Source organism: Microbacterium imperiale (assembly GCF_017876655.1).
GTDB lineage: Bacteria > Actinomycetota > Actinomycetes > Actinomycetales > Microbacteriaceae > Microbacterium > Microbacterium imperiale.
In genome coordinates, this window is sequence record NZ_JAGIOK010000001.1 from 2054131 (window position 1) to 2080156 (window position 26026).

Below are 26026 nucleotides of genomic sequence, written 5' to 3' on the forward strand. Positions count from 1 at the left end.
ACATGTGCGGAATCGTCGGCATCGTCGGGCAGTCCCCGGCGAACCAGGAGATCTACGACGCCCTTCTGCTGCTGCAGCACCGCGGCCAGGACTCGACGGGAATCGCGACGGCCGAGGGCAACGGCGTCTTCCACATCTTCAAGGCGAACGGGCAGGTCCGCGAGGCCGTCCGCACGCGTGACATGCGTTCGCTGCTCGGAAACATCGGGCTGGGTCACGTCCGCTACGCGACGAAGGGGACGGCGTCGAGCGAGGAAGAGGCGCAGCCCTTCTACGTCAACGCGCCGTACGGCATCGTCCTGGTCCACAACGGCAACCTCACCAACACCCGTGAGCTGACCGACGAGCTGTTCCGCAACGATCGCCGGCACCTGAACACCAGCTCCGACACCGAGCTGCTGGTGAACGTCCTCGCGAACGAGCTGCAGACCACGATCTCGGGACTCGCGCTCGACCCCGACCAGGTGTTCCAGGCCGTCGAGCGCGTCCACGAGCGCGTCGAGGGCTCGTATGCGGCGATCGCCCTCATCGCGGGGCACGGCCTGTTGGCGTTCCGCGACCCGTTCGGCATCCGTCCTCTCATCCTGGGTACGCGCCGGGCCGAGAACGGCCGTGACGAGTGGACCGTGGCGTCCGAGTCGCTCGTGCTCGAGAACGGCGGCTTCGAGGTCGTCCGCGACGTCGAGCCCGGCGAGGCGGTCTTCATCGACGCCGAGGGCACTCTTCACTCGCGTCAGTGCGCCGCGCAGACCCAGCTCGCGCCGTGCTCGTTCGAGTACGTCTACCTGGCGCGTCCCGACTCGATCATGAACGGCATCTCGGTCTACGAGGCGCGCCTGCGCATGGGCGAGCGCCTGGCCGACACGATCGCCAAGTACACGCCGCAGGGCGCGATCGACGTCGTCATGCCGATCCCCGACTCGTCGCGACCCGCTGCGATGCAGGTCGCGCGCAAGCTCGGCATCGAGTACCGCGAGGGCTTCTACAAGAACCGCTACGTCGGCCGGACGTTCATCATGCCGGGCCAGGCGGTGCGCAAGAAGAGCGTGCGGCAGAAGCTGAACGCGATGTCGAGCGAGTTCAAGGGCAAGAACGTCCTGCTCATCGACGACTCGATCGTGCGCGGCACGACCTCGAAAGAGATCATCCAGATGGCGCGGGATGCCGGTGCCAAGAGCGTCACGTTCGCCTCGGCGGCGCCGCCGGTGCGCTACCCGCACGTGTACGGCATCAACATGCCGTCGCGCCACGAGCTCATCGCGCATGATCGCACGATCCCCGAGATCGCTCGTGAGCTCGGTTGCGACTACCTCGTGTACCAGGAGATCGACGATCTCAAGGCGGCGATCGTCGAGGGCACCGGCATCACCGATCTCGACATGAGCTGCTTCGACGGCCGCTACGTCACCGGCACCGTGACCGACGAGTACCTGAGCTGGGTCGAGGGCACCCAGCAGTCGTGAGCGCTCTATGGCGCGGGCGTGCGCTCGCGTTCCTCGGTGTCGTGCTCGTGGCGTTCTCGCTGCGCTCGGCGGTCGCATCGCTGTCGCCCATCCTCGCCGAGATCGATTCCGACATCGGGGTCCCGTCGTGGGTCGCCGGTCTGATCGGTGCCGCGCCGCCGGTGTGCTTCGCCGTGTTCGGGGTCGTCACCCCCGTGCTCGAGCGGCGGTTCGGCCTGCAGCGACTCGCTGTCGCGGCGATGGTCATCGCCGCGCTCGCTCTGCTCGGGCGCGCACTCGCACCCGAGGCCGGCACGCTGCTGGCGGCGACGACGGTGCTGTTCGCGGCCATCAGCATCGGCAACGTCGTGCTGCCGCCGCTGATCAAGACGTACTTCCCCGATCGCGTCGGCACGATGACGTCGATCTACTCGACCATGCTCGCGATCGCCGCCTTCGTGCCGCCGCTGGTCGCGGTGCCCATCGCCGACACGGCGGGCTGGCGGCTGTCGCTCGGCCTGTGGTCGGTGTTCGCGGTGATGGCGGTCGTGCCGTGGGTCGCGACGCTGCGGCGATCGCGGCGCACGGCGGCCGCGGCGGATCCCGCGGATGCCGTCGAGCCGCCGCCTCCGCCCCGCGTGCTCGGTCGCCTCTTCCGGCTGCCGCTGGCGTGGGCGATCGCGGTGACGTTCGCCGTGTCGGCCTCGAGCGTCTACGCATCGTTCGCGTGGCTGCCCATCATCCTCGTCGACCTCGCGGGAGTGTCGCACTCCGAGGCGGGCGCGCTGCTCGCTCTGTTCGGCGCGATGGGACTGCCCTGGTCGATCCTCGTGCCCTTGGTCATCACACGCTGGCGGCGTCTCGGCGTCATCTACGCGGTCGCGACCACGGCGGGACTCGTCGCCGTCGCGGGTCTGCTGTTCGCACCGAGCGCGGCGGTCGTCCTCTGGGTCGTGCTGCTGGGCACGCCGCAGATGCTGTTCCCCGCGGCTCTGGTGTTCATGCAGCTGAAGACGCGGACGCACGAAGGCGCGGTTGCGCTCAGCGGATTCGCGCAGAGCGTCGGCTACGCCGTCGCCGCGGTCTTCCCCATCTCGTTCGCGTTGCTGTCGGAAGCGACGGGCGACTGGACGGGGCCGCTGATGATGATCGGCGTGCTGATGCTCGCGGCGATCCCTGCCGGAATCGTCGTCACGCGCTCGAGGACGATCGAGGACGAGTGGGAGCAGCGCCGCGGCGCATGGTGATGGACCCGGTCAGGCCTTCTCGTCCTCGTACTCGTCCGAGTACTGGTCAGCCCACTTGTCGACGTACTGATCGTCGTCCGAGTGGCCGAGCTCCTTCTCGAGCGAGGAGAAGTTGACATTGTAGGTGTCGTACTTCAGCTCACGCGCGATCTTGGTGTGCTTCGCCTTTTGACGGCCACGCCCCATGCGAGACCCCCTCATTTCTGAGTCACGGGCTGTTTAGCGACGCCCGGAGCATTTCACGATCCGGCGCAGCGCCGGGGAAGAGTAGCATCAAGAATAACACGGTGGCCACCTGCCCTCGCGGCCTGGCCGCCGAGACAGGGGGCGATCATGGTCGAGCAGCACTCCGTCCGAGACGAGAGTCGGCTTCCTTCCACACCGGTCATCGTCGGCGTCATCCCCGGGCAGTCGCCGCGCGTCGTCATCGAGGCGGCCCGCTACGCCGGGATGCTCGGCGTCGGGCTCGTCATCGTGCACGTCGATGTGACGCGATTCGTGACGTACGAGGATCCCGACGGCTACGTCCACACGGCGCCGATCGACCTCGGCGCGGTCTCGAGTGCGGCGCAGCTCGAGCAGATCCGCGCCGCGGCGGCCGAGGCGCTGGCGGCGTCGACGGTCGAATGGGTCGTCCATCAGCTGGTGGGTGACCCGGCGCTCGCGATCAAGCACCTCGCTGAGCGCGTGGACGCGAAGCTGCTCGTCGTGGGCACGCGTCGCCGCGGCATCGGCGAGTCGATCCGGGAGTTCTTCACCGGCTCGGTCGCCGCTCGGCTCGCGCACCGGCAGCAGCGGCCGATCCTGGTGGTGCCGCAGGGGCAGCAGGTCGCCGACGACGAAGACCTCTGGCCCGAGCCCTGAGGCGTCGGACCAGAGGTCTGAGCGGGGTCAGCCGCGCAGCGCGCGCAGCAGATCCTGTCGCGCGCCCTCGAGGGTCGCGACGAGGTCGTCGATGACGGATGCGGCGATGTCGCCGTCCCGCGCGACGTGCGAGCGCAGGTCGGCCTTGACGTTCACGCGGAACTCCGCGATCGCGGCATCCGCTCGCTGGGCCTGCGCCCGCGCCTGAGCGCGGGGGCTCTCGGGCTGCGGAGAGCGCTTCGCCGACTCGCGGTCGGCGTTGGCGGCGGCGGCGAGGTCGGCCTGCAGGCTCTTCATCGCTGCGCGGACGCTGCCGCGCACCTCGTCGGCGATGAGGCGGACGCTGTCGGCGAGGCCGGCCTCGATCCCGTCGAGGTCGTGACGGCGGGCCTCGAGCTGCTCGCGCCCTGCGTCGGTGATCTCGTAGACGGTCTTGCGACCGTCGACGGTCTTGGTCACGAGCCCCTCATCCTCGAGCTTGGCCAGGCGCGGGTAGATGGTGCCTGCGCTGGGTGAATAGGTGCCGCCGGTGCGGTCGGACAGTGCCTGCATGAGGTCGTAGCCGTGGCGCGGCGACTCGTCGAGCAGAGACAGCAGGTACAGGCGAAGGTCGCCGTGGGAGAAGACGGGACTCATGGCGATCACTCCTGGTTTCGGTGCTGGTCGTCGTCGTCGAGGGTCGGCGCGACGCCATCGGGTGCGGATTCGGTCTGCGGTGTGGCGGCGAGCGTGTCGGTCACGCCCTTGTCGTCCGCGGTCACCTCGGTGCCGGCTGCAGCGGGGCGGCGCAGCACCGTGAGATCGCCCGAGACGGAGTTGGTGCGGACGTCGACGAACGTGCCGCTGAGCTCGCCGCTCGATCCGACGAAGCTCGTGAGCGGACCGGCGCCCTGCCCCGAGCGGACGATGCCGTCGATCAGGACGCGCCCGCTGACGCTGCGCACCTGGTAGTTGGCCGGCACGCCCTCGTCGAGGCGGACGGTGGCGTCGCCGCCGACCGTGTGCAGCGAGATCGACTGGATCGGACCGGTCGAGTCGACGAGCATCGCGCCCGAGACGGTGTCGATGCTGGCGGCTCGCAGGCTGCCGGTGGCCGCGACATCGCCCGACACGGAGTTGGCGCTCAGCGCGCCGCGCAGTTCGCGGACCTGCACGTCGCCCGAGACCGCATTGGCACTGACGTCGCCGGTGATGCCGTCGACGATGATGTCGCCCGACACGGTGTTGACCCGCGCGTCGGCTTCGAGACCCGAGACGAGGGCGCTGGCGCTGACGACGCCCAGCGTCAGATCGGTGCCGCGCGGCACGGCCACGCTGACCTCGGCCTTCGGGCCGACGGAGCCGAAATTGCGGAAGACCTGCAGGAAGTTGTCCCAGCGCAGCTGGGGGTGATCGATCTCGATCGTGTCTCCCGTCGCTTCGATGCGCAGGTCCTTGCCGGTCACGGAGTGCACCTCGATCCGCACGCCCGGTTCGTCGTGGGCCACGATGTCGATCTGGCCACCGACCATGCTGACTTTGAGCTTGCGGATGTCGTCGACGTCGATGACCCGGGTTTCGGCCGGGTGGACGATCCACTTCTGGAGTGTCATGGCGTTCCCTCTGTTCGGCGACCTGGGTCGCAGTCGATACGCGATATATCGCGTTGAGGCGAACATAACACGATATATCGCGTCTGTCATCCGGCAGGCAGGAAAAGCAGAACGCCCCCACCTGGAGGGTGGAGGCGTTCTGTCGACGCGACGGTCAGACGCGCTTGTTTCCGCTGATTACTCGGAAGAGGAACGCGATGAGTGCGATCACACCCACGATCAGGGCGACCCAGAGCAGCCAGCTGAGGGCGCTGTTGAGGCCGCTGACGATCGCGAGCACGATCGCCACCACGATGATGATCACCAGGAAGATGTTCACGGGGGCTCCTTGTCTGTCTCCCAGTACCCGTCCCGTTGCGAGACGTTCGCGCCGGTGAGCGCTGAATGAGACATTAGAGAAAGCCGTGTGTGCGCCGCGAGGGCTTGACTCCGGTTTTCCGGCGGTGGTACTCGCGGGCACGGCGCACGGCGCACGGCGCACGGCGCACGGCGCACGGCGCACGGCGCACGGCGCACGGCGCACGGCGCACGACGGATGTGGTTCTGGATCAGAACGGTGGCGAGCCGTCTCCGGGCGGTCTTCCCATCGGTGGATCGGATGCGGGAGCGAAAGCGACGAGCGGCGGCGGTGCGTCTTCGCGGTAGACCCGCCTGGTGGGCGAGGTCCACACGAGCCGCCCGCCGGGGAGTTGTTTGACTCGCCATCGGGTGTGGTGTTTGACGTCGTGGTGGCGTTTGCAGAGGTGGGCGAGGTTGCCGACGTGGGTGGCACCGCCGTCGGATGCGGCGTGGGTGTGGTCGATCTCGCACCGGACGGCGGGTTGCCGGCATCCGGGGAATCGGCAGTGCCGGTCCCTCGCCCGTAAGAGCCGTCTCATCGCGGCCGTGGGCTGATACGCGTCGCATTCGAGCACGGTTCCGGTGACGGGGTGGGTGAGGAGCCGGTCCCAGGCGGTGTTGTCGCCGGCGAGTTCCCGTGCGGTCGCTGCGTCGATGGGGGAGCGGCCGACGAGGTCGGCTGGCCCGTCGTCTTCGCCGGTCAGGGTCAGCGCCGACACGACGACCTGCACCTTCGCGCGGATCGCCCCGAGCGCACCGTTGCCGTCATCGTCGGCCGTGGGGTCGAGCGAGGGCGCCCCGGCGAGGAGGAGGTCGGCGAACACGTCCGCGCGGACCTGGTCGACCGTGCGGGTGTCGCCCGCGAACGACGAGCTCTCCGGTTCCGCCGCATCGACTGCCGCCGACTCCGACTCCGCCTCGACTGCGGGGTCGGCATCCGCCTGTGGGCGGGTGTTGATGATCTCCCGGGCCTGCCGTGTCAACCGGTCGACGACGCCCTCGGCGATCACGGTCGGCAGGGTCGCGATCAGGTCGGACATCCCGTCGGGTCCGGGGTGCACGCGTACGCACCGGCCGGCCGCAGTCTGCTCGTGCCGCTCGCTGAACGACCGCGGGTGCAGTCTCTCGGCAATATGCACCAGCGCGTCCCGCACTCGGTTGGGCGTCTCGCCCTCGCACCGCTCGATCGCCGCCCGCTCGAACTGGCCCCTCGCTTCGGCGGGCACGACGCACCCGGCGTCCTGGATCACTCGGACATGCCCGCGGCTGATGCGTCCCGCCTCCCACGCGTCCATCGTCGCCGGATAGTTCTCGACCAGGTCCAGCGCCTCGTCGATCCGGCGCTGCAGCGTGCGATCGGTCGCCGCGAACACCCCGGCGAGCTCCGCAGCGATCCCGCGTAACGCCATCTCATGGCTCTTCACCCGCTCCGACGCCCCCGCGGCTTGCTGCTGCGCGAGTCGGCCCGCCGCAGCCAGCACCCGCACCTCGCGGATCTGACCTGCGCGGACCACATCGACCGCGCCCTCGGCATCGGTGACGAGCGCGGCCAGCGCGGCGGCATCCGCGTCGCTGCCGAACCCTGCACTCGAAGACATGTTCGAATGTTCCCACGGACCTCCGACATCGACCGGCGAGCCGCATCACCCGCGGACGACGCGGCTACGCCCGCCGATGAACCGTGTCAAGCACCTGCGCCGCCTGTCGCGCCGCTCGTAACGTCTGCTCCACGACGAAGGGAGATCGCCATGCCGCAGGGACGTGGATCCAACAGTCTGAAAGACCCGGCCCTCTACGAGGAGCTGCGCGAAGACGGTGCCTCGAAAGAGAAGGCCGCCCGCATCTCGAATGCCGCCGCTCGCGACGGGCGCAAGGCCGTCGGGCACCGCGGCGGCAAGTCCGGCGACTACGAGGACTGGACCGTCGACGAGCTCAAGAAGCGCGCGAAGGAGCTGGGCATCTCCGGCTACTCCGGCAAGAAGAAGGCGCAGATCATCTCGATGCTGCGCGACCACTGAGGTGCCCCGACTCGTCCGAGTCCGCCCCGGCGTCGATCCCGGCATCCGCCGCATCCGATCGGGGAAGGGCTTCCGTTACACCGACGCCGACGGGGGCGCGATCAGCCGCCGCGACCTGGCGCGCATCCGCACGATCGTGATCCCGCCGGCGTGGCAGGACGTCTGGATCAGCGAGAACCCGCAGGGCCATGTCCAGGTGGTCGGAACCGACGACGCCGGCCGGCGGCAGTACATCTACCACCCCGACTGGACGCGCAGCCGCGACAAAGGCAAGTACGCGCGGGCCATGGAGCTCGCCGAAGCACTGCCCCGCGCCCGCTCGCGTGCGACGACCTCGCTGCGCCGCGCGGAGCTCGATCGCGAGCGCGTGTTGGCCGCCGCATTCCGCATGCTCGACCGGTCGGCGCTGCGCATCGGTTCGCAGCGCTATCTGCTGCAGCACGGCAGTCGAGGGCTGACCACCCTGCGTCGGCGCGACGCATCGGTCGCCGACACGATCGTCAACCTCGCGTTCTCGGGCAAGAGCGGGCAGCGCCAAGCGCTCGAGATCTCCGACCCCGACCTCGCGGCGGCAATCCTGCTGCTCATCGAAGGCCGCCCCGCGTCGCCGCTGCTGGCATGGCAGCGCGAGCGCCGTCGGGTGCCGTTGACTCCCAACGAGGTCAACGCGTACGTCCGCGCCCTCACCGGCGGTCCCTTCACGGCGAAAGACTTCCGGACGCTGCGCGGCACGGTCGTCGCGGCGGACGCCCTCGCCCGCATCGGCATCGCCGAGACGGCGCGCGCGATCCATCAGGCCGAGGTCGAAGCGGTCCGCGCCGCGTCGACCGCGCTCGGCAACACCCCCTCCGTCGCCCGCAGTTCGTACATCGACCCGCGCGTCTTCGAGCGCTACCGGTCCGGGATGCTGCTCGACACCAACGTGTCGCCGGAATCGGCGATCCGGTCGCTCATCCTCGGCTGAGCGCCACCGTCGCGCCCGCGGTGTGGCGGCGCCGTGCCGACGACCCGCGGCACTACCGTGGCGTCGTGGTCGGCCGCTCTCGGATCTCGCCGCTGACGCTCCTGCTCGTGATGCTCGGGGGCGCGGCGGGCGTCGCGGTGCGCGCTTCGCTGACCGTCCCCTTCGTCGGGTGGATGCATCCTCTCGCCGTGCCGGCTCTCACGCTCGGGTGCAACCTCGTCGGCTCCTTCCTTCTCGGCATCGTCGTCGGTCGCTGGGGTGATGCCCACCCGCGGCGACGCGCGTTCCTCGGCACCGGGGTGCTCGGCGGCTTCACGACCTACAGCGCCTTCGCGGTCCAATCGATCCAGGTCGCCACCAATGCCCCCGTGGTCGGTCTCGCGCTCGTCGCCGTGTCGCTGATCGGGGGCCTTCTCGCCGCGGCGCTCGGCCTGTCGGCGGGTTCCCGCACGAAAGCGGACACGTGAACGGAGTGAGCACGGGGATGCTGATCGCCCTCGTCGTCGCGGGCGGCGTCGGTGCCGGCATCCGTTATGTCGTCGACGTGGTCGTCACTCGGGGACGCCGCGAAGCCTTCCCGATCGGGATCCTCGTCGTGAACGTCACCGGCTCGGCGATGCTGGGGCTTCTCACCGGACTCGGCACCGTGATCGGCGCCGAGGTGATGGCGGTGCTCGGCATCGGCCTGCTCGGTGGATACACGACCTTCAGCACCGTCTCCGTCGAGACGGTGCAGCTCGCCCGCCGCGGCCGCCGCGACTGGGCGGTCGTGAACCTGGTGGGCACGCTCGCGGCGGCCGTCGTGGCGGCCGCGATCGGGATGACCATCGGCGGACTCTTCCCCCGCTGACCCATAGCCGAGGCGTGGGATACTGGGCGTCGATACAGTCCTGTATCGACGAGCGCTCCGCGCCCGACCTGCACCGCACCGACATCCGCGCCGTCCTCGGCGCTCCGAGGGATCCTGTGTCGAAACTCGCCGTCCTGAGCCTGAAGAACCGCGCGCTCATCGCGCTGATCACGATCGTCGCCGCCGTGTTCGGCGGGCTCGCGCTGACGAACCTGAAGCAGGAGCTCATCCCGTCGATCGAGCTGCCTCAGCTGTCGGTCGTCACGACCTACCCGGGCGCCTCGCCCGAGGTCGTGAACACCGACGTCTCGACGCCGATCGAGACCGCCATCCAGGGCATCCCCGGCCTCGAGTCGACGACCGCGACCAGCTCGACCAACGCGTCGATCATCCAGGCCTCCTTCACCTACGGCACCGACCTCGCCACCGCCGAGCAGAAGATCCTGCAGGCCGTCAACCGCATCCAGAGCCAGCTGCCCGACGGGGTCACCCCCAGCGTGCTGAGCTTCTCGCTCGATGACCTGCCTGTCATCCAGCTCGCGGTCACCGGCTACGACGACGAGGAGTCGGTGCAGGCGCGGCTCGAGAGCACGGTCATCCCCGACCTCGAGGACGTCGACGGCGTCAACGCCGCGCAGGTCGTCGGCGGTCGCGCGGAGCGCGTCACGATCACCCCCGACCAGGCGGCGCTCGCCGGCGCCGGCTTCAGCCAGCAGGCGATCCGCGATGCGCTCGAGCAGAACGGCGTGCTCTTCCCGGGCGGCGAAATCACCGAGGGAGACCAGTCGCTCACGGTGCAGACGGGCGCGAAGATCGCGTCGGTCGAAGAGCTGTCGGCGCTGCCGCTCGTGCCGACGGATGCCGCGCAGCTGACGGGCGACCTGACGACGATCGGCGATGTCGCCACGGTCGTGCAGGAGCCGGCGCCCATCACCTCGATCTCGCGCGTCGACGGGGAGCCGGCGCTGACCATCGCGGTCACCAAGCTCCCGGCGGCGAACACGGTCGACGTCTCGCGGGGCGTGCTCGCCGCGCTCCCGGGCCTCGAGGGCGACCTCGGCGGCGACGCGCAGTTCACGGTCGTGTTCGACCAGGCTCCGTTCATCGAGGAGTCGATCGCCGCCCTCGCGCAGGAGGGTCTGCTCGGCCTCGTCTTCGCCGTGCTGGTGATCCTCGTCTTCCTGCTGTCGGTGCGCTCGACGATCGTCACGGCGATCTCGATCCCGACGAGCGTGCTCATCACCTTCGTCGGCATCCAGGCGTTCGGTTACTCGTTGAACATCCTCACCCTCGGTGCGCTGACCATCGCGATCGGGCGCGTCGTGGACGACTCGATCGTCGTGATCGAGAACATCAAGCGCCACTACGTCGAGGGCGCCGACAAGCTCGCCGCCATCACCCTCGCCGTGCGCGAGGTGGCAGCCGCGATCACGGCCTCGACCATCACGACCGTCGCGGTCTTCCTCCCCATCGCCTTCGTCGGCGACCTCACCGGCGAGCTGTTCCGGCCCTTCGCGCTGACCGTGGCCATCGCCATGTCGGCGTCGCTGTTCGTCTCGCTGACGATCGTGCCCGTGCTCGCGTACTGGTTCCTGCGCCCCGGCAAGCCCGTCGTCGGCGCCGACGGTCAGCAGATCGACCCCGAGCACCCCGACGCCCCGCCGTCCCGCCTGCAGAAGGCGTACCTGCCGGTGCTGCGCTGGACGCTGCGCCACTCGGTCGTGACCCTGCTCGTCGCCGTGCTCGTGCTCGCCGGCACGATCCTCGCGGTCCCGCTCATGAAGACGAACTTCCTCGGCGACTCGGGGCAGAACACGTTCACCATGACCCAGACACTCGGACCGGCAGCATCCCTCGAGGCCGAGGATGCCGCTGCCCAGCGTGTCGAAGAGGCCATCACCGACCTCGACGGAATCGACGCGGTGCAGGTGTCGATCGGATCGTCGGGTTCGCAGCTGCGCGACGCCTTCTCGGGCGGCGGTGGCGGCATCACCTACTCGATCACCACCGACAGCTCGGCCGACCAGCTCGACGTGCGCGACCGTGTGCAGCGGGCCGTCGCCGACCTCGACGACGTCGGCGACATCCAGATCTCCGCTGCCGGCGGCGGCTTCGGCTCGAGCGACATCGAGGTGGACGTCACGGCCGCCGACCAGGAGCTGCTGCGCGAGGCCACCGACGCGGTCGTCGCCTCGCTGCAGGACGCCGACGGCATCAGCCAGGTGACCTCGAACCTCTCGGCCTCGCTGCCGTACATCGCCGTGACCGTTGACCGCGAGGCGGCGGCATCCCGCGGCCTCTCGGAGGTCGCCGTCGGCGGCATCGTCTCGGGCACGATGCAGCCGCAGTCGATCGGCACGGTCGAGATCGATGACACCTCGCTCACGGTCTACCTCGCCGCATCGCAGGAGCCGGCCACGATCGACGAGTTGCGCCAGCTGACGATCCCCACCGCCGGCGGCGCCATCCCGCTGCAGGACATCGCGACGGTCGAGCAGAGCGAAGGCCCGACCTCGATCACGACGCAGCGCGGTCAGCGCACCGCGACCGTGACCGTCACCCCGGCGGGCGACGACCTCAACGCCGCCTCGGCCGCCGTCGCCGCCGCCCTCGACACGGTCGACCTGCCGCAGGGAGCGGATGCCGAGATCGGCGGCGTCCTGACGCAGCAGCAGGATGCCTTCGCGCAGCTCGGGCTCGCGGCACTCGCGGCCATCCTGATCGTCTACATCGTCATGGTCGCGACCTTCAAGTCGCTGCGGCAGCCGCTGCTGCTGCTCATCTCGGTGCCGTTCGCGGCGACCGGCGCCATCCTGCTGCAGGTCGCCACCGGCATCCCGCTCGGCGTCGCGTCGCTCATCGGCGTGCTGATGCTCATCGGCATCGTCGTGACCAACGCGATCGTGCTCATCGATCTCGTGAACCAGTACCGCGAGAAGGGGCTGTCGGCCCACGACGCGACGATCGCCGGAGGTTCGCGACGCCTGCGTCCGATCCTCATGACGGCGCTCGCGACGATCTTCGCGCTCACACCCATGGCGCTGGGCATCACGGGGCACGGCGGGTTCATCTCGCAGCCCCTGGCCATCGTCGTCATCGGCGGACTGATCTCGTCGACCGTCCTCACCCTGCTCGTGCTGCCGACGCTGTACAACCTCGTCGAGGGCGCTCGCGAGCGCCGGGCGGCTCGACGCGGGAACGCGACCGATACTGCCGAGCGCGAGCACACCGACGGCGGCCGCGCGGTCGCCCCGGTCCCGATGACCCGGCGTGAGCGACGCCTCGCCGAGGCGGCCTCGGCCGAGCCGACGCACCTCGTCGTGCCGGCCGGCGGGTCGTCGGATGCGCCGAGCCACGTCGTGATCCCGGTCGAGCATGAGGAGCCGGCGGGCGATCCGGCCGGTTCCGCCGCGCCGCGCTCCGCTCGCCCGAGCCGATCGGTGCCCGGCGCATCGCGTGGACCGCGCCGCCGCCGCTTCGTCTGAGCCGCTCGGACGGGGCGGCTCCGCCAGGGCGTTTCTCAGGCGGATGCCGTATCGTTGGTGAGTCGGCTCGGGACACCGCGTGATCGCGACAGGTTTTGTGAGTCCTGGGGGCCGATGGTGAGCGCCGATCGGCGCGCATGAACACCATGTGAATGGCCCCGGCCGACGGATGTCCGGGTATGCCCGCGTGCGCGGGCGCTGTTCTCGTGCAGAGAACCCGAAGGACACACCCATGCCCAAGAACAAGAAGCCGGCCGGCGGCCGCGCTCAGAACTTCGAGCCCCGCTACGGCAAGAAGACCTCGTACCAGGACGCCAAGCGCCGCCCCGGCCAGTCCTCCGCCGGCACGCCCGGCAGCAAGAGCCCCTCGCACCGCGGCTACCGTCCCGAGTCGGACGAGGCGCCCCGCAAGAACCGCTGGTCGGCGCAGGAGCGCGCCGGTCGCGATGAAGCCCGTGGCATCCGTTCGCAGGCCCGCGACGTTCGCGGCCCCCGCGACGACCGTGCCCCGCGCGATGACCGTCGATCGGATGCCGCCGGCGGCCGCCGCCCGTACGAGGCGCAGCCCCGCGGCGACCGCCGCACCTTCGGCGACGCCCGCCCGTCGTACCGCGACGACCGTCCCCGTCGTGACTTCAGCGACCGCCCGAACCGCGACGACCGTCCGCGCCGCGACGACCGTCCCGCGCGCTCCTTCGACGACCGTCCCCGTCGCGATGACCGTCCGGCTCGTTCCTTCGACGACCGTCCGCGTCGTGACTTCGGCGATCGTCCGAACCGTGACGACCGTCCGCGTCGTGACTTCGGCGATCGTCCGGCCCGCGATGACCGGCCTCGTCGCGACTTCGGCGACCGTCCGGCCCGCGACGACCGTCCGGCGCGTTCGTTCGACGACCGTCCGCGTCGCGATTTCGGTCATCGTCCGAACCGTGACGACCGCCCCCGTCGCGACGACCGTCCGCGCCGCAACGACGGCCCGAGCCGCTCGAACTGGGCGGCGGAGACCGCGGCGAAGGCCCACCAGGACCACGTCGACACCGTGCACGAGCGGCTGCAAGCCGAGGCCGTCGATGCCGCGTCGGTAGCTCAGGCCTCGTTCGGAGATCTCGGGCTCGGCGAGAACATCGTGCGTCAGCTCGAAGCGCTCGGCGCGGCATCCCCGTTCCCGATCCAGGCTGCGACGATCCCGCCGATCCTCGAGGGCAAGGACGTGCTCGCGCGCGGCCGTACCGGTTCGGGCAAGACGATCGCTTTCGGCGCTCCGCTGGTCGAGTCGATCCTGCGCTCACAGGCCGGCAAGCGCCGCGAGTTCGGTCGTTCGCCCAAGGCGCTGATCCTGGCGCCGACGCGCGAGCTCGCGCTCCAGATCGACCGTACGGTGCAGGCGATCGCGCGCAGCGTGGGCCTGTTCACCACCCAGATCTACGGCGGTGTGCCGCAGGCCCGTCAGGTCGGTGCCCTCAAGAAGGGCGTCGACATCATCATCGGCACCCCGGGGCGCATCGAAGACCTGCAGAACCAGGGCAAGCTCGACCTGTCCGAGGTGCAGATCGTCGTCCTCGACGAAGCCGACCACATGAGCGAGCTCGGGTTCCTCGAGCCGATGCAGCGCATCCTGCGTCTCGTGCAGGACGGCGCGCAGAAGCTGCTCTTCTCGGCCACGCTCGACCGTGAGGTCGCCGCGCTCGTCGACGAGTTCCTCGTCGAGCCCGCGGTCTACGAGGTCGCCGGCGAGAGCCAGGACACCTCGACGATCGACCACCGCGTGCTCGTGCTCGACCACCGCGACAAGGCCGAGATCCTGAACTCCCTCGTCGACCGCGACGGCAAGACGCTCGTCTTCTCGCGCACCCGTGCGTACGCCGAGATGCTCGCCGAGCAGTTCGAAGACGTCGGCATCCCCGCCGTCGCCCTCCACGGCGACCTCAACCAGGCCAAGCGCACGCGCAACCTGCAGCGCCTGACCGACGGCAAGGTGCGCGTGCTCGTGGCGACCGATGTCGCAGCACGCGGCATCCACGTCGACGACATCGACCTCGTGGTTCAGGCCGACGCACCGGACGAGTACAAGACGTACCTCCACCGCTCCGGCCGCACCGGTCGCGCCGGTCGCACCGGCACGGTGGTCACGCTCGTGACCCGCCAGCGCCGCCGCCGCATGACCGAGATGCTCGAGCGCGCCGAGATCGATGCCCCGTTCGAGGACGTGCGCCCCGGCGACGACCTGCTCGAGGAGATCTCGGGCCGTCAGCTGTCGAACGTCGACGCCTGACCCGACCCACCACGGCAGCCCGCGAGCCCGCCCGGCTCGCGGGCTGCCGTCGTTGTGCACGAGACTGGGGCGGTGGCCGGTTTCCATCACGTCGAGATCTGGGTCGCGGATCTCGAGTGCGCCCTGACGGAGTGGGGGTGGCTGCTTCGCGAACTCGGGTTCGAACGCGACAGCGAATGGTCCGGTGGCGAGACGTGGAGCGCCGGCGGTGCGTACCTGGCGCTGACGACCTCCCCAAACCTCAGCGCGGCGGTGCATGATCGCCGGACGCCCGGGGTCAACCACCTCGCCTTTACGGCGGGCACGCCCGACCGGGTCGACCGCATCATGGCAGAAGCCCCGGACCACGGATGGGCGCCGCTGTACCACGAGCGCTATCCCCACGCGGGTGGCCCCGATCATTACGCGGGCTGGCTCGAGAACAGCGCGGGGTTCAAGGCCGAGGTCGTCGCGGACGGAACGTGATCCGCCCGCATCGACGCGTCAGAACAGCGTCGGGACGGATGCCGCTGCGGCGCGGCCCCGCGACGTCGTGACGACCGGCCCCGGGCGGAAACGCCGGGTGCTCGGCTGCGCTTCCTCTTCTTCGAGTCCGCCGCGCAAGCGGTGTCGCGCGAGCAGCGGCCGGACACGAGCGGCGAGCATGCGGCGGTAGCCCTGCGGTGCCTGCACGGCGGCGCCGGGGTAGAGGCCGCGATACGCGGGAACCAGGTCGGGCCGCGCGCGCGCGAGCCACTGCTGGAACCACGGCTTCACGCCGGGGCGAAGGTGCATCGCGCCGTAGACGACGCGCGCCGCACCGGCATCCGCGATCTGGGTCAGAGCTGCGTCGAGCACGTCGATCGAGTCGGTGAGGTGCGGCACGATGGGCATCAGGAAAACGGTCACGCGGAAGCCGGCCGCGCTGGCCGCGCGCACCGTCTCGAGCCGCGCGGCGAAGGTCGGCGCCCCGGGTTCGAGCAGCTGCCGCAGCGGCTCGTCGAGCACCGCGATCGACATCGCCAGGTCGACGGGGACGGATGCCGCCGCCTCGCGCAGCAGCGGCAGATCACGGCGCAGCAGCGTGCCCTTCGTGAGGATCGAGAACGGTGTGCCGCTGTCGGCCAAGGCTGTGATGATGTCGGGCATCAGGCGGTATCGGCCCTCGGCGCGTTGATACGGATCGGTGTTCGTGCCGAGCGCCACCTGCTCGCGCGCCCAACCAGGCTTCGCCAGTTCGCGGCGCAGCACCTCGGCGACGTTGAGCTTCACGACGATCTGGGAGTCGAAGTCGGACCCGGCGTCGAGGTCGAGGTACTCGTGCGTGCCGCGGGCGAAGCAGTAGACGCAGGCGTGCGTGCACCCGCGATAGGGGTTCACGGTCCAGTCGAACGGCATCGCCGAGGGACCGGGCACGCGATTGAGCGCGGAACGCGACATCACCTCGTGGAACGTGACTCCGGCGAACTCGGGAGTCGTGACCGATCGCACCAGGCCCGTCAGGGTTTCGAGGCCGGGGAGGGCAGCGGCATCCGTCGTTCCCACCTGCTGCCCCTGCCAACGCATGAAGAGATTCGAACAGAGATTCGAACCGATGTCAACCGGCGTGCACGGGTTCCCGGGGCTGGGGCCTGCCGCACGGCAGAATGGGCATGTGGCGCACCCGACTCAACCCGAGACGCGGCGCTCGCGACGTGAGCGGGCGCTGGCATCGGCGCCCCTTCCGACTCGGCGCGAGCTGCGCGCGCGGACGCAGGCGCGCGCTGCGCGGAGCGGTCGTCGACACCCGCCGTCGGTGTACCTGCGCCGACGCCTGATCGTGGGCGGCGCGGCCGTGCTCGTCGTCGCGGGCATGGTGTCGGGAGCGACGGGTATCGCGTCGCTCGTGTCGGGATCGGACTCGGCGGCCGACGGCTCGGCCGCCGTCGCGAGCGGCGAAGCCGCCACCGGGATGCCGCGCGCGACCGTGCTGCCGGCGCCGGCGCAGACCGCCGTTCCCCTCGGCGCCGATGGTACCGAGGCCGAAGCGGCGCCCGGCGGGGGAGCGTTGTGCGATCTCCCCGCCTTCCGAGAGGCCCTCGATTCCGGCTCCGACGCCGATGCCATCGCCGCCGCGGGTGGGGCGGAGGCGTTCCGTTCGGCGGTCGCGTCAGGCGGCGCGCCCTGTATCGACCTGCACGCCGCCGACCGCACGTGGGTCGTGGTCAACAAGCAGAACGCTCTCGACCCGATCGACTACTGGCCCGAGCCGCAGGCGCGTGCCGAGGGGGTCGAGCGCACGAGCGGTGGCCACATGCGCGCCGACGTCGCGGCGGCGCTGTCGCAGCTGGTCTCGGCCGCACGCGACGAGGGCGCGGGCGAGATCGGCGTCAACAGCGGGTTCCGCTCGTACGACCTGCAGGTCGCGACGTACCGCGACTACGTCGGCCAGCTCGGGCAGGCCAACGCCGACCTCACGAGCGCGCGTCCCGGGCACAGCGAGCACCAGACCGGCCTCGCGGTCGACGTCGTCGCCTGCGACGACGGCTGCGGCACGATCGAGGGCTTCGGCGGCACGCCGCAGTCGGACTGGGTCGCGGCCAACGCGCACCGGTTCGGCTTCATCGTCCGCTACGGCGACGGCGACACCGCCACGACGGGCTACGAGTACGAGCCGTGGCACCTGCGCTACATCGGGCCGGAACTGGCCGGGGCTTACGCATCGGGCGGCTACCGCACCCTCGAAGACTTCTTCGGGATGCCGCCCGCGCCGGACTACGCGGACTGATTGAGTCGACCGTGCCCCAGTCCGCTCAGCGGCGGGTGAGGTTGCCGTCGGCCCATTCGCCGAGCTGATTCAGAATCGGCACGAGGCGTGAGCCCGCATCCGTCAGCGCGTACGTGACTGCGACCGGAGGGCCGGCCTCGACCCGCCGCACCACCAGGCCGACCTCGGAGAGCTCGGTGAGCCGGTCGGAGAGGACGGCGTCGCTGATTCCGGCGACGGCACGGCGCAGGCCGACGAACGAGAGCTCGCCCTGCCCGAGCACGTCGACGATCATCCCGTTCCAGCGCTTGCCGAGAACCGAGAACGCGTGAGACACCGCGGCGTCGCAGTGTCGCGCTTCGTGGGTGTCGACCATGCCTCCATCGTACGTGTGCTAGCGTTCCCGAAGCCGCTTTGTTTTTCATAGCCACTCTGATCGGAGAAGCGAATGACCCTGTTCCGCCTGGATGCCAGCATCCTCCCCGCCACCTCTGCCAGCCGCGAGCTGGGTGACCTCGTCGAAGCGGAGTGGCTCGCCGCCCACCCCACCAGCACGGTCGTGCGCCGCGACATCGCTGCCGATCCGGTCCCCGCGACGGCCTGGCGAGACGCCGTGACGGCGGGCTTCACCCCCGTCGAGCAGCACAGCGACGGCCAGCGCAGCGCGCTCGCCCTGCGGCAGCAGCTGGCCGACGAGCTCATCGACGGCGACGCTCTGCTCTTCACCGTCCCCCTCTACAACTACGGCGTCTCGCAGCACGTGAAGACCTGGTTCGACCTCGCCTACACCGACCCGCGCATCGATCCGCAGGGCACGGCTCTGCGCGGCAAGCGGGCGACGCTGGTCACGGTCCTCGGCGGCAACTACGAGCCCGGCAGCCCCAAGGAAGGGTGGGATCACTCGACCGGGTGGCTTCGCCGCGTCTTCGAGGACGTGTGGGGTCTCGACCTCACGGTGGTCCACCGCCCCTTCACGCTCGTCGGGGTGAACCCTGCGCTCGACGCTTTCACCGAGACGGCGGCCGAGCTGCGCGCGAACGCCGAGCAGGCCGCGGTCAGCGCTGGACGCACGCTCGCGGCATCCCGCACGGCCTGATCGCCGCCGGGCGGGCTCAGGCCGTCCAGGGGAACAGCGCGATGAGGATCGCGGCCGACACCAGCCAGAACGCCACGACGAACACGACGTCGCGGCGGCGGAACGGCACGAGGTGCCGCTCCGTGCGGTCGGCGTACGCGCCGAAGGCGCGCGAGTCCATCGCGAGGGCGACGCGCTCGGCGTGACGGATCGCACCGGCGAGCAGCGGCACGACGTATCCGCTCCAGCGGGCCATCGCTGCGAACGGTCCGCGGCCGCCGTGCGCGCCGCGGACCCGGTGCGCCTGCCGGATCAGCTCGAGCTCGTACCGGAAGCGCGGCACGAAACGGAACGCCGCGAGCGCCGTGTACCCCACGCGGTACGGCACACGCAGCTGCTGCACGCTGGCCCGCACGAGGTCGGGGCCGGTCGTGGTGAGCCCCGCGATGAACGCCAATGCCGCGATCGCCCCGAGCCGCAGCCCGGTGGCCGCGCCGATCTGCAGCGCGCCCGCGTAGAGCGTCCAGTCGCCGATCCGCAGCACGGCGGGGGTGCCCGAGACGCGGGCGGTATCGACCCACAGCGACATCCCGACCCCGATGAGCGCTACGCCGGCGGGCACCGCGACCAGGAGCAGGAGCGCCGACCGCGCGGTCCAGCGCGCACCGACGAGCAGCACGGCGTAAGCGAGCGCGAGCATCACGAGGGGGGTCACGAGGTCGCGCGCGAACACGAGTGCGAGCATCGCCGGAACGGGAGCGGCGAGCTTGGCGAGAGGGTTCAGCCGGTACAAGAAGCGTCGCGACGGCGGAGCCGGGGCGTAGGGGTCGACGGCCGCCGAGGTCACGGTGCGCCGCCCGGGAGGTCGGACAGTCGGGCGATCCCCGATAGTTGGGGCAGGGCATCGAGGTCGTGCAGGGCGCGCTTGAGCGGAGGCATCCGCAGGGCCGCCGAGCGCAGCAGCGGCTCGTCGCCGAGGACCTCGGCGGCCGTGCCGTCGGCCACGACGCGTCCCCCGCCCACGACGACGCAGCGATCGGCGTACTCGCTCACGAGCTGCATGTCGTGGGTGACGACGAGGATCGTGGTTCCGTCCGCGTTGAGATCGCGCAGCAGGTGCAGCAGCTCGTCGGCGCGGGCCCGGTCCTGCCCGAAGGTCGGTTCGTCGAGGGCGAGGATCGGCGCTCCCGCGATGAGCGCGGTGCCGACCGACAGCCGACGCTTCTGCCCGCCCGAGAGCAGGAACGGATGCCGCTGCGCGTGAGCGGCGAGGCCGAAGCGTCGCAGCATCCCGTCGACTCGATCGTGCACTTCGTCGTCGGACAGACGCTGCCGGCGCAGGCCGTGCGCGAGCTCGTCGAAGACGGTGTGCGCGACGAACTGGTGCTCGGGGTTCTGGAAGACGAAGCCGATGCGGCGGACCAGGGCGCGTGCGTCGGCGCGGCTCGGGTCGAGCCCGCCCACGTCGATGCGTCCGCGGGGAGCCGGAACGACGCCCGCGATCGCCTGGACGAGGCTCGTCTTGCCGGCGCCGTTCGCCCCGACGATCGCGACGAACTCTCCCGCGTTCACCTCGAGGTCGACGTCGTGCAGCACGGTCGCGCGACCTCGCCGCAGCGTGAGGCCCCGCGCCGAGACGGCGGTCGTGGTCGACCGAGCGGCCGCGGAGCTCGGGCCCGGTCGCGAAGCGCGGTCATCACCGGCGGGTGGATTCCACGTCCCCGAGTCCGCCGGATGCGCATCAACGGATGCCGCTGCCTCGAGGCCAGCGCGCAGCTCTTCAGGGGTGAGCGGGAGCGGGTCGAGCGCGTACCCGGCCTCACGCAGGCGCAAGGCCGCGAGCGCGGCGACCGGCAGCCAGACCCCGGTCTCGTGCAGTTCGGCCGCGCGCTCGCGGAGCACGGCGTCGACCGGTCCGTCGGCGATCGTGCGCCCGTCGTGGTCGAGGGCGACGACCCTGTCGGTGAACCGGATCGCGGCGTCGAGGTTGTGCTCGACGAGCAGGATCGCCCGGTCGCCGGCCGCCGCGATCTCACCGAGGGCGGCATAGACGTCCTCGATACCCTCGGGGTCGAGGTTGGCGGTCGGCTCATCGAGCACGAGCAGCGGCGCGTCGATCGCGAGGGCGCACGCGATCGCCAGGCGCTGCCGGCCACCGCCCGACAGGCGATCGGGGTTCTCGTGCCGCCGCTCCCACAGACCCATGCGCCGCAGCGCCCGTTCGGCCCGCGCGAGCACCTCGTCTACCGGCAGCCGCAGATTCTCGGGACCGAAGGCGACCTCATCGAGCAGCGTGCCGGTGACGAGCTGTGCGTCGGGATCCTGGAAGACCATGCCGACGCGCGTGCTGAGGCGCGGGACGGGGCTCACCGTGGCGTCATCGCCCGAGACCCGCACCGATCCCTCGACCGTCGCAGGGATGGCCTGCGGGATCAGTCCGTTCGTCGTCAGTGCCACGGTCGACTTGCCCGAACCGCTCGGGCCGAGCAGCAGCACCACCTCGCCCGGCGAGACCGTGAAGGTCGCTCCGCGCGTCGCGGGGGCATCCGATCCTTCATACGTCACCGCGAGCTCGCGCACGGCGAGCAGGGGCGGGGGCGTGTGTGCGACGACGGGCGTTCCCGCCGTTGCCGCCCCGGATGCGGCGGATGTCACGGGCGTCCTCGGATCGGATCGGGCCGTTCCAGCTTAGCCGACCCTAACTTCGCCGATCCCGGCGCGCTGCGGGCGGTCAGCGGCGGGCGACGCCGGCGCGGCGCAGACCGACGCCGATACCCAGCCCGATGGCGGTCCACACGACGGGGCCGAGCACGGCCAGCGCGAGATAGGTGATCTGCGCCCACAGCGGCAGCGCCCCGAGATCCGCGATGAAGAACACGGCCAGGGCGACGACCACGCCGATCACGACGGCTGAGACGAAGAAGCGCCACGGCGCCCACGACCGGTAGCGCACGAGCGCGGCCACGCCCTCTTGCAGCGCCCCGAACAGCAGCGCGGTGCCGAGGAAGCGGAAGGTGTACGGCGGTGCGACAGCCGACGACGCAAGCGCCGCGATCAGGTGCGAGACGAGGGCGACCCAGGGCAGACGCAGCGTCTCTTGCGCGATGATCCCCGGCAGCACGTGCACGCCCAGCACGAACCCGTACAGGATCGGTGCGGCCGCGACCACGGGAGCGGCGAGCCACCCCTCCAGGCCGCCGAGCAGACCGGTGGCGACGCCGATCGCCGCACAGACGAGCAGGACGCGCGTCGAGAGACGGGATGCCGGGGCCACCGGTCCAGCCTATGGGACCGTGCGGTCGCCGCCTCGGCCGGTCGTCCCGGGAAAAATCGCGGGGCTTGCGCGCCTGAATGGCGGCTCAGGGTTCCCTGTGGGCCACCTGTGAGCTACGGTGTCTTCACCGCGCGCCGACGACGCCGCACGGGCTGCTCATCCATCCCCCCACTGGAGCGCACATGGTTCGCACCACCCTGCTAACAGTCGCGGCCATTTCGCTGGCCGCCCTGTTCACGAGCTCTGCCGCAACGGCATCCTTCGCTGCCACGGGAGAGGGGGTGAACATCCCGGTTCCGGTCACGAGCGAGAACGGGCGCTACATCGTCCTGCTCGACGAGGCCCCCGTCGCCACCTACGAGGGCGGCGAGGCCGGCCTCGCGCCGACCAAGCCCGACGAGGGCGAGCGTCTCGACGCGCAGTCGCGCGCGGTCACCGACTACTCCGGCTTCCTCGAGCAGCGTCAAGAGGAGGTCGCGCAGGAGGTCGGCGCGCAGCCCGACGCCACGTACCAGACAACCCTCAACGGGTTCTCGGCACAGCTGACCCAGGAGCAGGCCGGCAAGCTGGCCTCGACGAAGGGCGTGCTCGGCGTCTTCCCCGACGAGGTGCGCCACGTCGACGCCGTCCCGTCGACGGAATTCCTCGGACTCGAGGGAGCCGGCGGTGTCTGGGATGAGGTCGGCGGCATCGACGCGGCCGGCGAGGGCATCGTGGTGGGTGTCGTCGACACCGGCATCGCGCCCGAGAACCCGTCGTTCGCGGGAGACGACCTCGGCACCGCGGCCGGCGACCAGCCGTACCGCGACGGCGACGACGTCGTCTTCACGAAGGCCGACGGCGGCGAGTTCCGCAGCACCGTGGTCGACCAGGGCGCCGGAACCAAGGACGCCTGGGACCCGTCGCTGCTGAACTCGAAGCTCATCGCCGCGCATTACTTCGGCGACGGCGCGGCCGCGAACGGTTTCTCGTTCGACGCCGACTACCTCTCGCCGCGTGACGGCGACGGCCACGGCTCGCACACCGCGAGCACCGCCGCCGGCAACAACGGCGTCGAGGCCACGGTCGAGGGTGTCGACTTCGGCTCGATCTCGGGTGTGGCACCCGCCGCGAAGGTCGCCTCGTACAAGGCGTGCTTCGTCGGACCCGACCCGCTCGTCACGACCGACGACATCTGCGCGCTGAGCGACCTGCTGAGCGCTATCGACCAGGCGGTCGCCGACGGCGTCGATGTCATCAACTACTCCATCGGCGGCGGCTCGGCCACGACCGTGCTCGCCCCCGAGGACATCTCGTTCTTCAACGCGGCAGCCGCGGGCGTCTTCGTGGCCACGAGCGCCGGCAACTCCGGACCCGACCCCGTCACGGCCGACCACGCGTCGCCCTGGTACGCCACGGTCGCGGCATCCACCATCCCCACGTGGGAAGGCACGGTCCGGCTGGGCGAGGAGAGCGACACCGCCGCGGCGCAGTTCGCGGGCACCTCGGTGTCGGTCGGCTTCGGCGAGTCCCTCTCGGGTCCGTCCGTCTTCGCCGGCGACGCCGGCCTCGCCGGTGCCGAGACGCCGAACCTCTGCTTGCTCGGCTCGCTCGACCCGGCCAAGGTCACCGGCAAGATCGTGGTGTGCGACCGCGGCTCGAACGCGCGCACCGAGAAGTCGCAGGCGGTCGCCGAGGCCGGCGGCATCGGCATGATCCTCACGAACGTCACGCCGGCGTCGCTCGACAACGACTTCCACAGCGTCCCCACCGTGCACGTCCCCGACACGGCCCGCGCCGCCGTGCTGTCTTACGTGCAGGGCGGCACCGACCGCGTCGTCACCCTGATCGGCGAGAACGTCACCGGCATCGAGACCCCGGTGCCGCAGGTGGCGGGCTTCTCGAGCCGCGGCCCGATGCTCGCCGACGGCAGCGACGTCATCAAGCCCGACATCACCGCTCCCGGCGTCGCGATCCTCGCGGCCACCGAGAACGGGGCCGACGAGGACCCGACCTTCGGCATCCTCTCGGGCACCTCGATGTCGTCGCCGCACGTCGCCGGCCTCGCCGCCCTCTACCTCGGCGAGCGCCCGCAGGCGACTCCGGCCGAGGTGAAGTCGGCGATGATGACCACCGCCTACGACACCGTCGACGCGTCCGGCGAGCCGGTCACCGATCCCTTCACCCAGGGCGCCGGTCACACCGATCCGACGAAGTACTTCGAGCCGGGGCTGCTCTACCTCAACGGTCCGGCCGACTGGGCCGCGTACCTGCAGGGCCTCGGCCTGCGCGACTTCGGCGTCGACCCGATCGACCCCAGCGACCTGAACCTGCCGTCCATCGGCATCGGTGCGCTGGGTGCTCCGCAGACGGTCACCCGCACCATCACGGCCACCGAGGCCGGCACCTACCAGGCGCAGGCGTCCGTCCCGGGTGTCGACGTGCAGGTGTCGCCGTCGTCGGTGACGCTGGCGGCGGGCGAGTCGGCCACGGTCGAGATCACCCTCGCCCGCACCGACGCGCCGATGAGCGCGTGGGCCACCGGATTCCTCACCTGGACCGGGGGCGTCAACGAGGTCCGGTCGCCGATCGCGGTGTTCCCCGTGCCCGTCGACGCACCCGCCTCGGTGCAGGGAACCGGCACCACGGGCAGTGTCGACGTCACGGTCGCGCCGTCGCTGACGGGCGAGCTCGACCTGGGCCTGTCGGGTCTGGTCGCGCAGGAGCTGCGCGTGAACCCGGACTTCCCCGAGGTGCCCGGTCACTCCGGTGACCAGGACTCGTTCTACGACGAGGCGGAAGCCGGCTTCAACACCTACGAGGTCGTCGAGGTGCCCGAGGGTACCGAGTACGCCCGCTTCGCCGTCGAGACCGCCGCCACCGAGACCACCGATCTCGACATGACGGTGTACCGCGTGGTCAGCGCCGACGATTGGCGCTACTACGAGCAGTGGTCGTCGGCCACGGCATCCGCCAACGAATCGGTGTCGCTCACGACCCCGACCGCGGGCACGTACCTGGTCAAGGTCAACCGGTACTCGTTCAGTGAGCCGTTCACCTACGACCTGACCACGGCGGTCGTCGCCGCGGGCGCCTCGGCGGGCGAGTTCACGGCCACGCCGAACCCGCTGCCGACGGTGCAGGGTGAGGACGCGACGTACACGCTGTCGTGGGCCGGACTCGAGCCGGAGAAGACCTACCTCGGCGTCGTCCGCTACGGCGACTCGTCGATCCGGACGATCGTCGAGGTTGAGTCGGGTCAGGGCGCTCCGGTCGCGGTCGTCGCCCCCGAGGTCACCGGATCGGCGAAGGTCGGCAGCACGCTGAAGGCCACCGCCGGCGAATGGGACCCCGCCGAAGTCTCGGTCGCCTACCAGTGGCTGCGCGGCGGCCAGCCCATCGAGGGCGCCACGTCGGCGAGCTACAAGGTGACGCGCGCCGACGTCGGCACCGCCCTGTCGGTGCGGGTGACCGCCACCGCCGAGGGCAACGCGCAGACGGGCGTCGCGGTGTCGAACGAGGTGTTCGTCAAGTTCGCCTCGGCCACGACCGTGTCGCTCAACCGGTACGTCGGCACGGCGTCGCAGCCGTACGTCGTGTCGGTCCGGGTCACCCCGAACGGCGGCGCTCCGGCGACGGGCACGGTCGACGTGTGGGTGAACTCCACCCGTTACAGCGCCGAGGTCGTCGACGGCACGGCGCGGATCGAGCTGCCGCGCCAGACGCGCGGGCTCAAGGTCGTCGTCGCGACCTACAGCGGCAGCGACACCGTCGAGGGCTCGCTCGGCCTGAGCGGCTTCCTGGTGCTCTGGTGATGCTCGACTGATCGCGGATCGCGATGCGGGGCGCTCGGACTTCGGTCCGGGCGTCCCGTCGCTTCGTCCGTCGATTGTGGCGACA

At 70.8% G+C, this 26026-nt stretch carries 23 protein-coding genes; 13 read left to right on the top strand and 10 right to left on the bottom strand.

All coding sequences use genetic code 11. The annotated features are described in order from the left end of the window. Positions 1-2: 2 nt before the first annotated feature. Positions 3-1463, top strand: a complete 1461-nt coding sequence (gene purF / locus JOF37_RS10135) for an amidophosphoribosyltransferase (RefSeq protein WP_210006703.1) — start codon at positions 3-5, stop codon at positions 1461-1463. Beyond that, positions 1460-2689: an MFS transporter gene (locus JOF37_RS10140; RefSeq protein WP_271175034.1), complete on the top strand. Its 1230-nt coding sequence runs from the start codon at positions 1460-1462 to the stop codon at positions 2687-2689. The genes purF and JOF37_RS10140 overlap by 4 nt, the downstream gene beginning before the upstream one ends. A 9-nt stretch (positions 2690-2698) precedes the next feature. On the opposite strand, the gene JOF37_RS10145 is transcribed toward JOF37_RS10140, so the two are convergent. Further along, a complete protein-coding gene (locus JOF37_RS10145) occupies positions 2699-2875 on the bottom strand; it encodes a DUF3073 family protein (protein WP_091501735.1) in 177 nt (58 codons plus the stop codon). Between the two features lie 147 nt (positions 2876-3022). Between JOF37_RS10145 and JOF37_RS10150 the strand changes: the two genes are divergently transcribed. Then, positions 3023-3553, top strand: a complete 531-nt coding sequence (locus JOF37_RS10150) for a universal stress protein (RefSeq protein ID WP_210006704.1) — start codon at positions 3023-3025, stop codon at positions 3551-3553. A 27-nt stretch (positions 3554-3580) separates the two neighbouring features. Here the strand turns inward: JOF37_RS10150 and JOF37_RS10155 are convergent, their stop codons facing one another. The 4 genes from JOF37_RS10155 to JOF37_RS10170 all read right to left on the bottom strand — a co-directional run bounded on the left by JOF37_RS10155 (position 3581) and on the right by JOF37_RS10170 (position 7082). Beyond that, positions 3581-4189, bottom strand: a complete 609-nt coding sequence (locus tag JOF37_RS10155) for a PadR family transcriptional regulator (RefSeq protein WP_210006705.1) — start codon at positions 4187-4189, stop codon at positions 3581-3583. Between the two features lie 5 nt (positions 4190-4194). After that, positions 4195-5145, bottom strand: a complete 951-nt coding sequence (locus JOF37_RS10160; protein ID WP_210006706.1) for a DUF4097 family beta strand repeat-containing protein — start codon at positions 5143-5145, stop codon at positions 4195-4197. 154 nt (positions 5146-5299) lie between these two features. Continuing rightward, the gene (locus tag JOF37_RS10165) at positions 5300-5464 is read right to left on the bottom strand and encodes a hypothetical protein (protein ID WP_210006707.1); all 165 of its coding nucleotides are present in this window, start codon (positions 5462-5464) and stop codon (positions 5300-5302) included. Positions 5465-5693: 229 nt separating this feature from the next. Further along, a complete protein-coding gene (locus JOF37_RS10170; RefSeq protein WP_210006708.1) occupies positions 5694-7082 on the bottom strand; it encodes an HNH endonuclease signature motif containing protein in 1389 nt (462 codons plus the stop codon). A 150-nt stretch (positions 7083-7232) separates the two neighbouring features. Here JOF37_RS10170 and JOF37_RS10175 point away from each other — a divergent pair, with 150 nt between their 5' ends. From JOF37_RS10175 to JOF37_RS10205, 7 genes are all read left to right on the top strand, one after another. Next, positions 7233-7502: a DUF7218 family protein gene (locus JOF37_RS10175; protein WP_210006709.1), complete on the top strand. Its 270-nt coding sequence runs from the start codon at positions 7233-7235 to the stop codon at positions 7500-7502. A 1-nt stretch (position 7503) separates the two neighbouring features. Beyond that, positions 7504-8466, top strand: coding sequence for a DNA topoisomerase IB (locus JOF37_RS10180; protein ID WP_210006710.1), 963 nt, complete (start codon positions 7504-7506; stop codon positions 8464-8466). A 65-nt stretch (positions 8467-8531) separates the two neighbouring features. Continuing rightward, entirely contained in the window at positions 8532-8933 is a 402-nt protein-coding gene (locus JOF37_RS10185) for a fluoride efflux transporter FluC (RefSeq protein ID WP_271175035.1), read from the top strand. Then, positions 8930-9316, top strand: coding sequence for a fluoride efflux transporter FluC (locus tag JOF37_RS10190; protein WP_307803461.1), 387 nt, complete (start codon positions 8930-8932; stop codon positions 9314-9316). The genes JOF37_RS10185 and JOF37_RS10190 overlap by 4 nt, the downstream gene beginning before the upstream one ends. A gap of 116 nt (positions 9317-9432) precedes the next feature. Continuing rightward, on the top strand, positions 9433-12801 hold the full coding sequence (locus JOF37_RS10195) for an efflux RND transporter permease subunit (protein ID WP_271175036.1): 3369 nt from the start codon (positions 9433-9435) through the stop codon (positions 12799-12801). Between the two features lie 232 nt (positions 12802-13033). Further along, positions 13034-15073, top strand: coding sequence for a DEAD/DEAH box helicase (locus JOF37_RS10200; RefSeq protein ID WP_210006711.1), 2040 nt, complete (start codon positions 13034-13036; stop codon positions 15071-15073). A gap of 72 nt (positions 15074-15145) precedes the next feature. Continuing rightward, the gene (locus tag JOF37_RS10205; RefSeq protein WP_210006712.1) at positions 15146-15538 is read left to right on the top strand and encodes a VOC family protein; all 393 of its coding nucleotides are present in this window, start codon (positions 15146-15148) and stop codon (positions 15536-15538) included. Between the two features lie 18 nt (positions 15539-15556). Here JOF37_RS10205 and JOF37_RS10210 read toward each other — a convergent pair whose 3' ends face one another. Further along, positions 15557-16618 carry an Rv2578c family radical SAM protein gene (locus JOF37_RS10210; protein ID WP_210006713.1) on the bottom strand — a complete coding sequence of 354 codons (1062 nt, stop codon included), beginning with the start codon at positions 16616-16618 and terminating at the stop codon, positions 15557-15559. Between the two features lie 88 nt (positions 16619-16706). On the opposite strand from JOF37_RS10210, the gene JOF37_RS10215 reads away from it, so the two are divergent. After that, positions 16707-17819, top strand: a complete 1113-nt coding sequence (locus JOF37_RS10215; protein ID WP_271175037.1) for a M15 family metallopeptidase — start codon at positions 16707-16709, stop codon at positions 17817-17819. A gap of 25 nt (positions 17820-17844) precedes the next feature. Here the strand turns inward: JOF37_RS10215 and JOF37_RS10220 are convergent, their stop codons facing one another. Further along, positions 17845-18174 (bottom strand): winged helix-turn-helix transcriptional regulator, encoded by a 330-nt coding sequence (locus JOF37_RS10220; protein ID WP_210006715.1) that lies wholly within the window; start codon positions 18172-18174, stop codon positions 17845-17847. Between the two features lie 72 nt (positions 18175-18246). Here JOF37_RS10220 and JOF37_RS10225 point away from each other — a divergent pair, with 72 nt between their 5' ends. Further along, positions 18247-18894, top strand: a complete 648-nt coding sequence (locus tag JOF37_RS10225) for an FMN-dependent NADH-azoreductase (RefSeq protein ID WP_210006716.1) — start codon at positions 18247-18249, stop codon at positions 18892-18894. A 16-nt stretch (positions 18895-18910) separates the two neighbouring features. Here the strand turns inward: JOF37_RS10225 and JOF37_RS10230 are convergent, their stop codons facing one another. The 3 genes from JOF37_RS10230 to JOF37_RS10240 all read right to left on the bottom strand — a co-directional run bounded on the left by JOF37_RS10230 (position 18911) and on the right by JOF37_RS10240 (position 22147). Further along, positions 18911-19720 (bottom strand): energy-coupling factor transporter transmembrane component T, encoded by an 810-nt coding sequence (locus JOF37_RS10230; protein WP_210006717.1) that lies wholly within the window; start codon positions 19718-19720, stop codon positions 18911-18913. Further along, positions 19717-21528 carry an ABC transporter ATP-binding protein gene (locus JOF37_RS10235; RefSeq protein ID WP_210006718.1) on the bottom strand — a complete coding sequence of 604 codons (1812 nt, stop codon included), beginning with the start codon at positions 21526-21528 and terminating at the stop codon, positions 19717-19719. The genes JOF37_RS10230 and JOF37_RS10235 overlap by 4 nt, the downstream gene beginning before the upstream one ends. 76 nt (positions 21529-21604) lie before the next feature. Beyond that, positions 21605-22147 (bottom strand): ECF transporter S component, encoded by a 543-nt coding sequence (locus JOF37_RS10240; RefSeq protein WP_210006719.1) that lies wholly within the window; start codon positions 22145-22147, stop codon positions 21605-21607. A 182-nt stretch (positions 22148-22329) separates the two neighbouring features. Here JOF37_RS10240 and JOF37_RS10245 point away from each other — a divergent pair, with 182 nt between their 5' ends. After that, positions 22330-25941 (top strand): S8 family serine peptidase, encoded by a 3612-nt coding sequence (locus JOF37_RS10245; RefSeq protein WP_210006720.1) that lies wholly within the window; start codon positions 22330-22332, stop codon positions 25939-25941. Positions 25942-26026: the final 85 nt, after the last annotated feature.

Excerpts from the sequence above, each read along its gene's own strand:
- JOF37_RS10150 (WP_210006704.1), top strand. The coding sequence starts at position 3,023 with ATGGTCGAGCAGCACTCCGTCCGAGACGAGAGTCGGCTTCCTTCCACA.
- JOF37_RS10210 (WP_210006713.1), bottom strand. The coding sequence starts at position 16,618 with ATGCGTTGGCAGGGGCAGCAGGTGGGAACGACGGATGCCGCTGCCCTC.
- JOF37_RS10245 (WP_210006720.1), top strand. The coding sequence starts at position 22,330 with ATGGTTCGCACCACCCTGCTAACAGTCGCGGCCATTTCGCTGGCCGCC.
- JOF37_RS10155 (WP_210006705.1), bottom strand. The coding sequence starts at position 4,189 with ATGAGTCCCGTCTTCTCCCACGGCGACCTTCGCCTGTACCTGCTGTCT.
- JOF37_RS10175 (WP_210006709.1), top strand. The coding sequence starts at position 7,233 with ATGCCGCAGGGACGTGGATCCAACAGTCTGAAAGACCCGGCCCTCTAC.
- JOF37_RS10200 (WP_210006711.1), top strand. The coding sequence starts at position 13,034 with ATGCCCAAGAACAAGAAGCCGGCCGGCGGCCGCGCTCAGAACTTCGAG.
- purF (WP_210006703.1), top strand. The coding sequence starts at position 3 with ATGTGCGGAATCGTCGGCATCGTCGGGCAGTCCCCGGCGAACCAGGAG.
- JOF37_RS10160 (WP_210006706.1), bottom strand. The coding sequence starts at position 5,145 with ATGACACTCCAGAAGTGGATCGTCCACCCGGCCGAAACCCGGGTCATC.
- JOF37_RS10220 (WP_210006715.1), bottom strand. The coding sequence starts at position 18,174 with ATGGTCGACACCCACGAAGCGCGACACTGCGACGCCGCGGTGTCTCAC.
- JOF37_RS10170 (WP_210006708.1), bottom strand. The coding sequence starts at position 7,082 with ATGTCTTCGAGTGCAGGGTTCGGCAGCGACGCGGATGCCGCCGCGCTG.
- JOF37_RS10225 (WP_210006716.1), top strand. The coding sequence starts at position 18,247 with ATGACCCTGTTCCGCCTGGATGCCAGCATCCTCCCCGCCACCTCTGCC.
- JOF37_RS10145 (WP_091501735.1), bottom strand. The coding sequence starts at position 2,875 with ATGGGGCGTGGCCGTCAAAAGGCGAAGCACACCAAGATCGCGCGTGAG.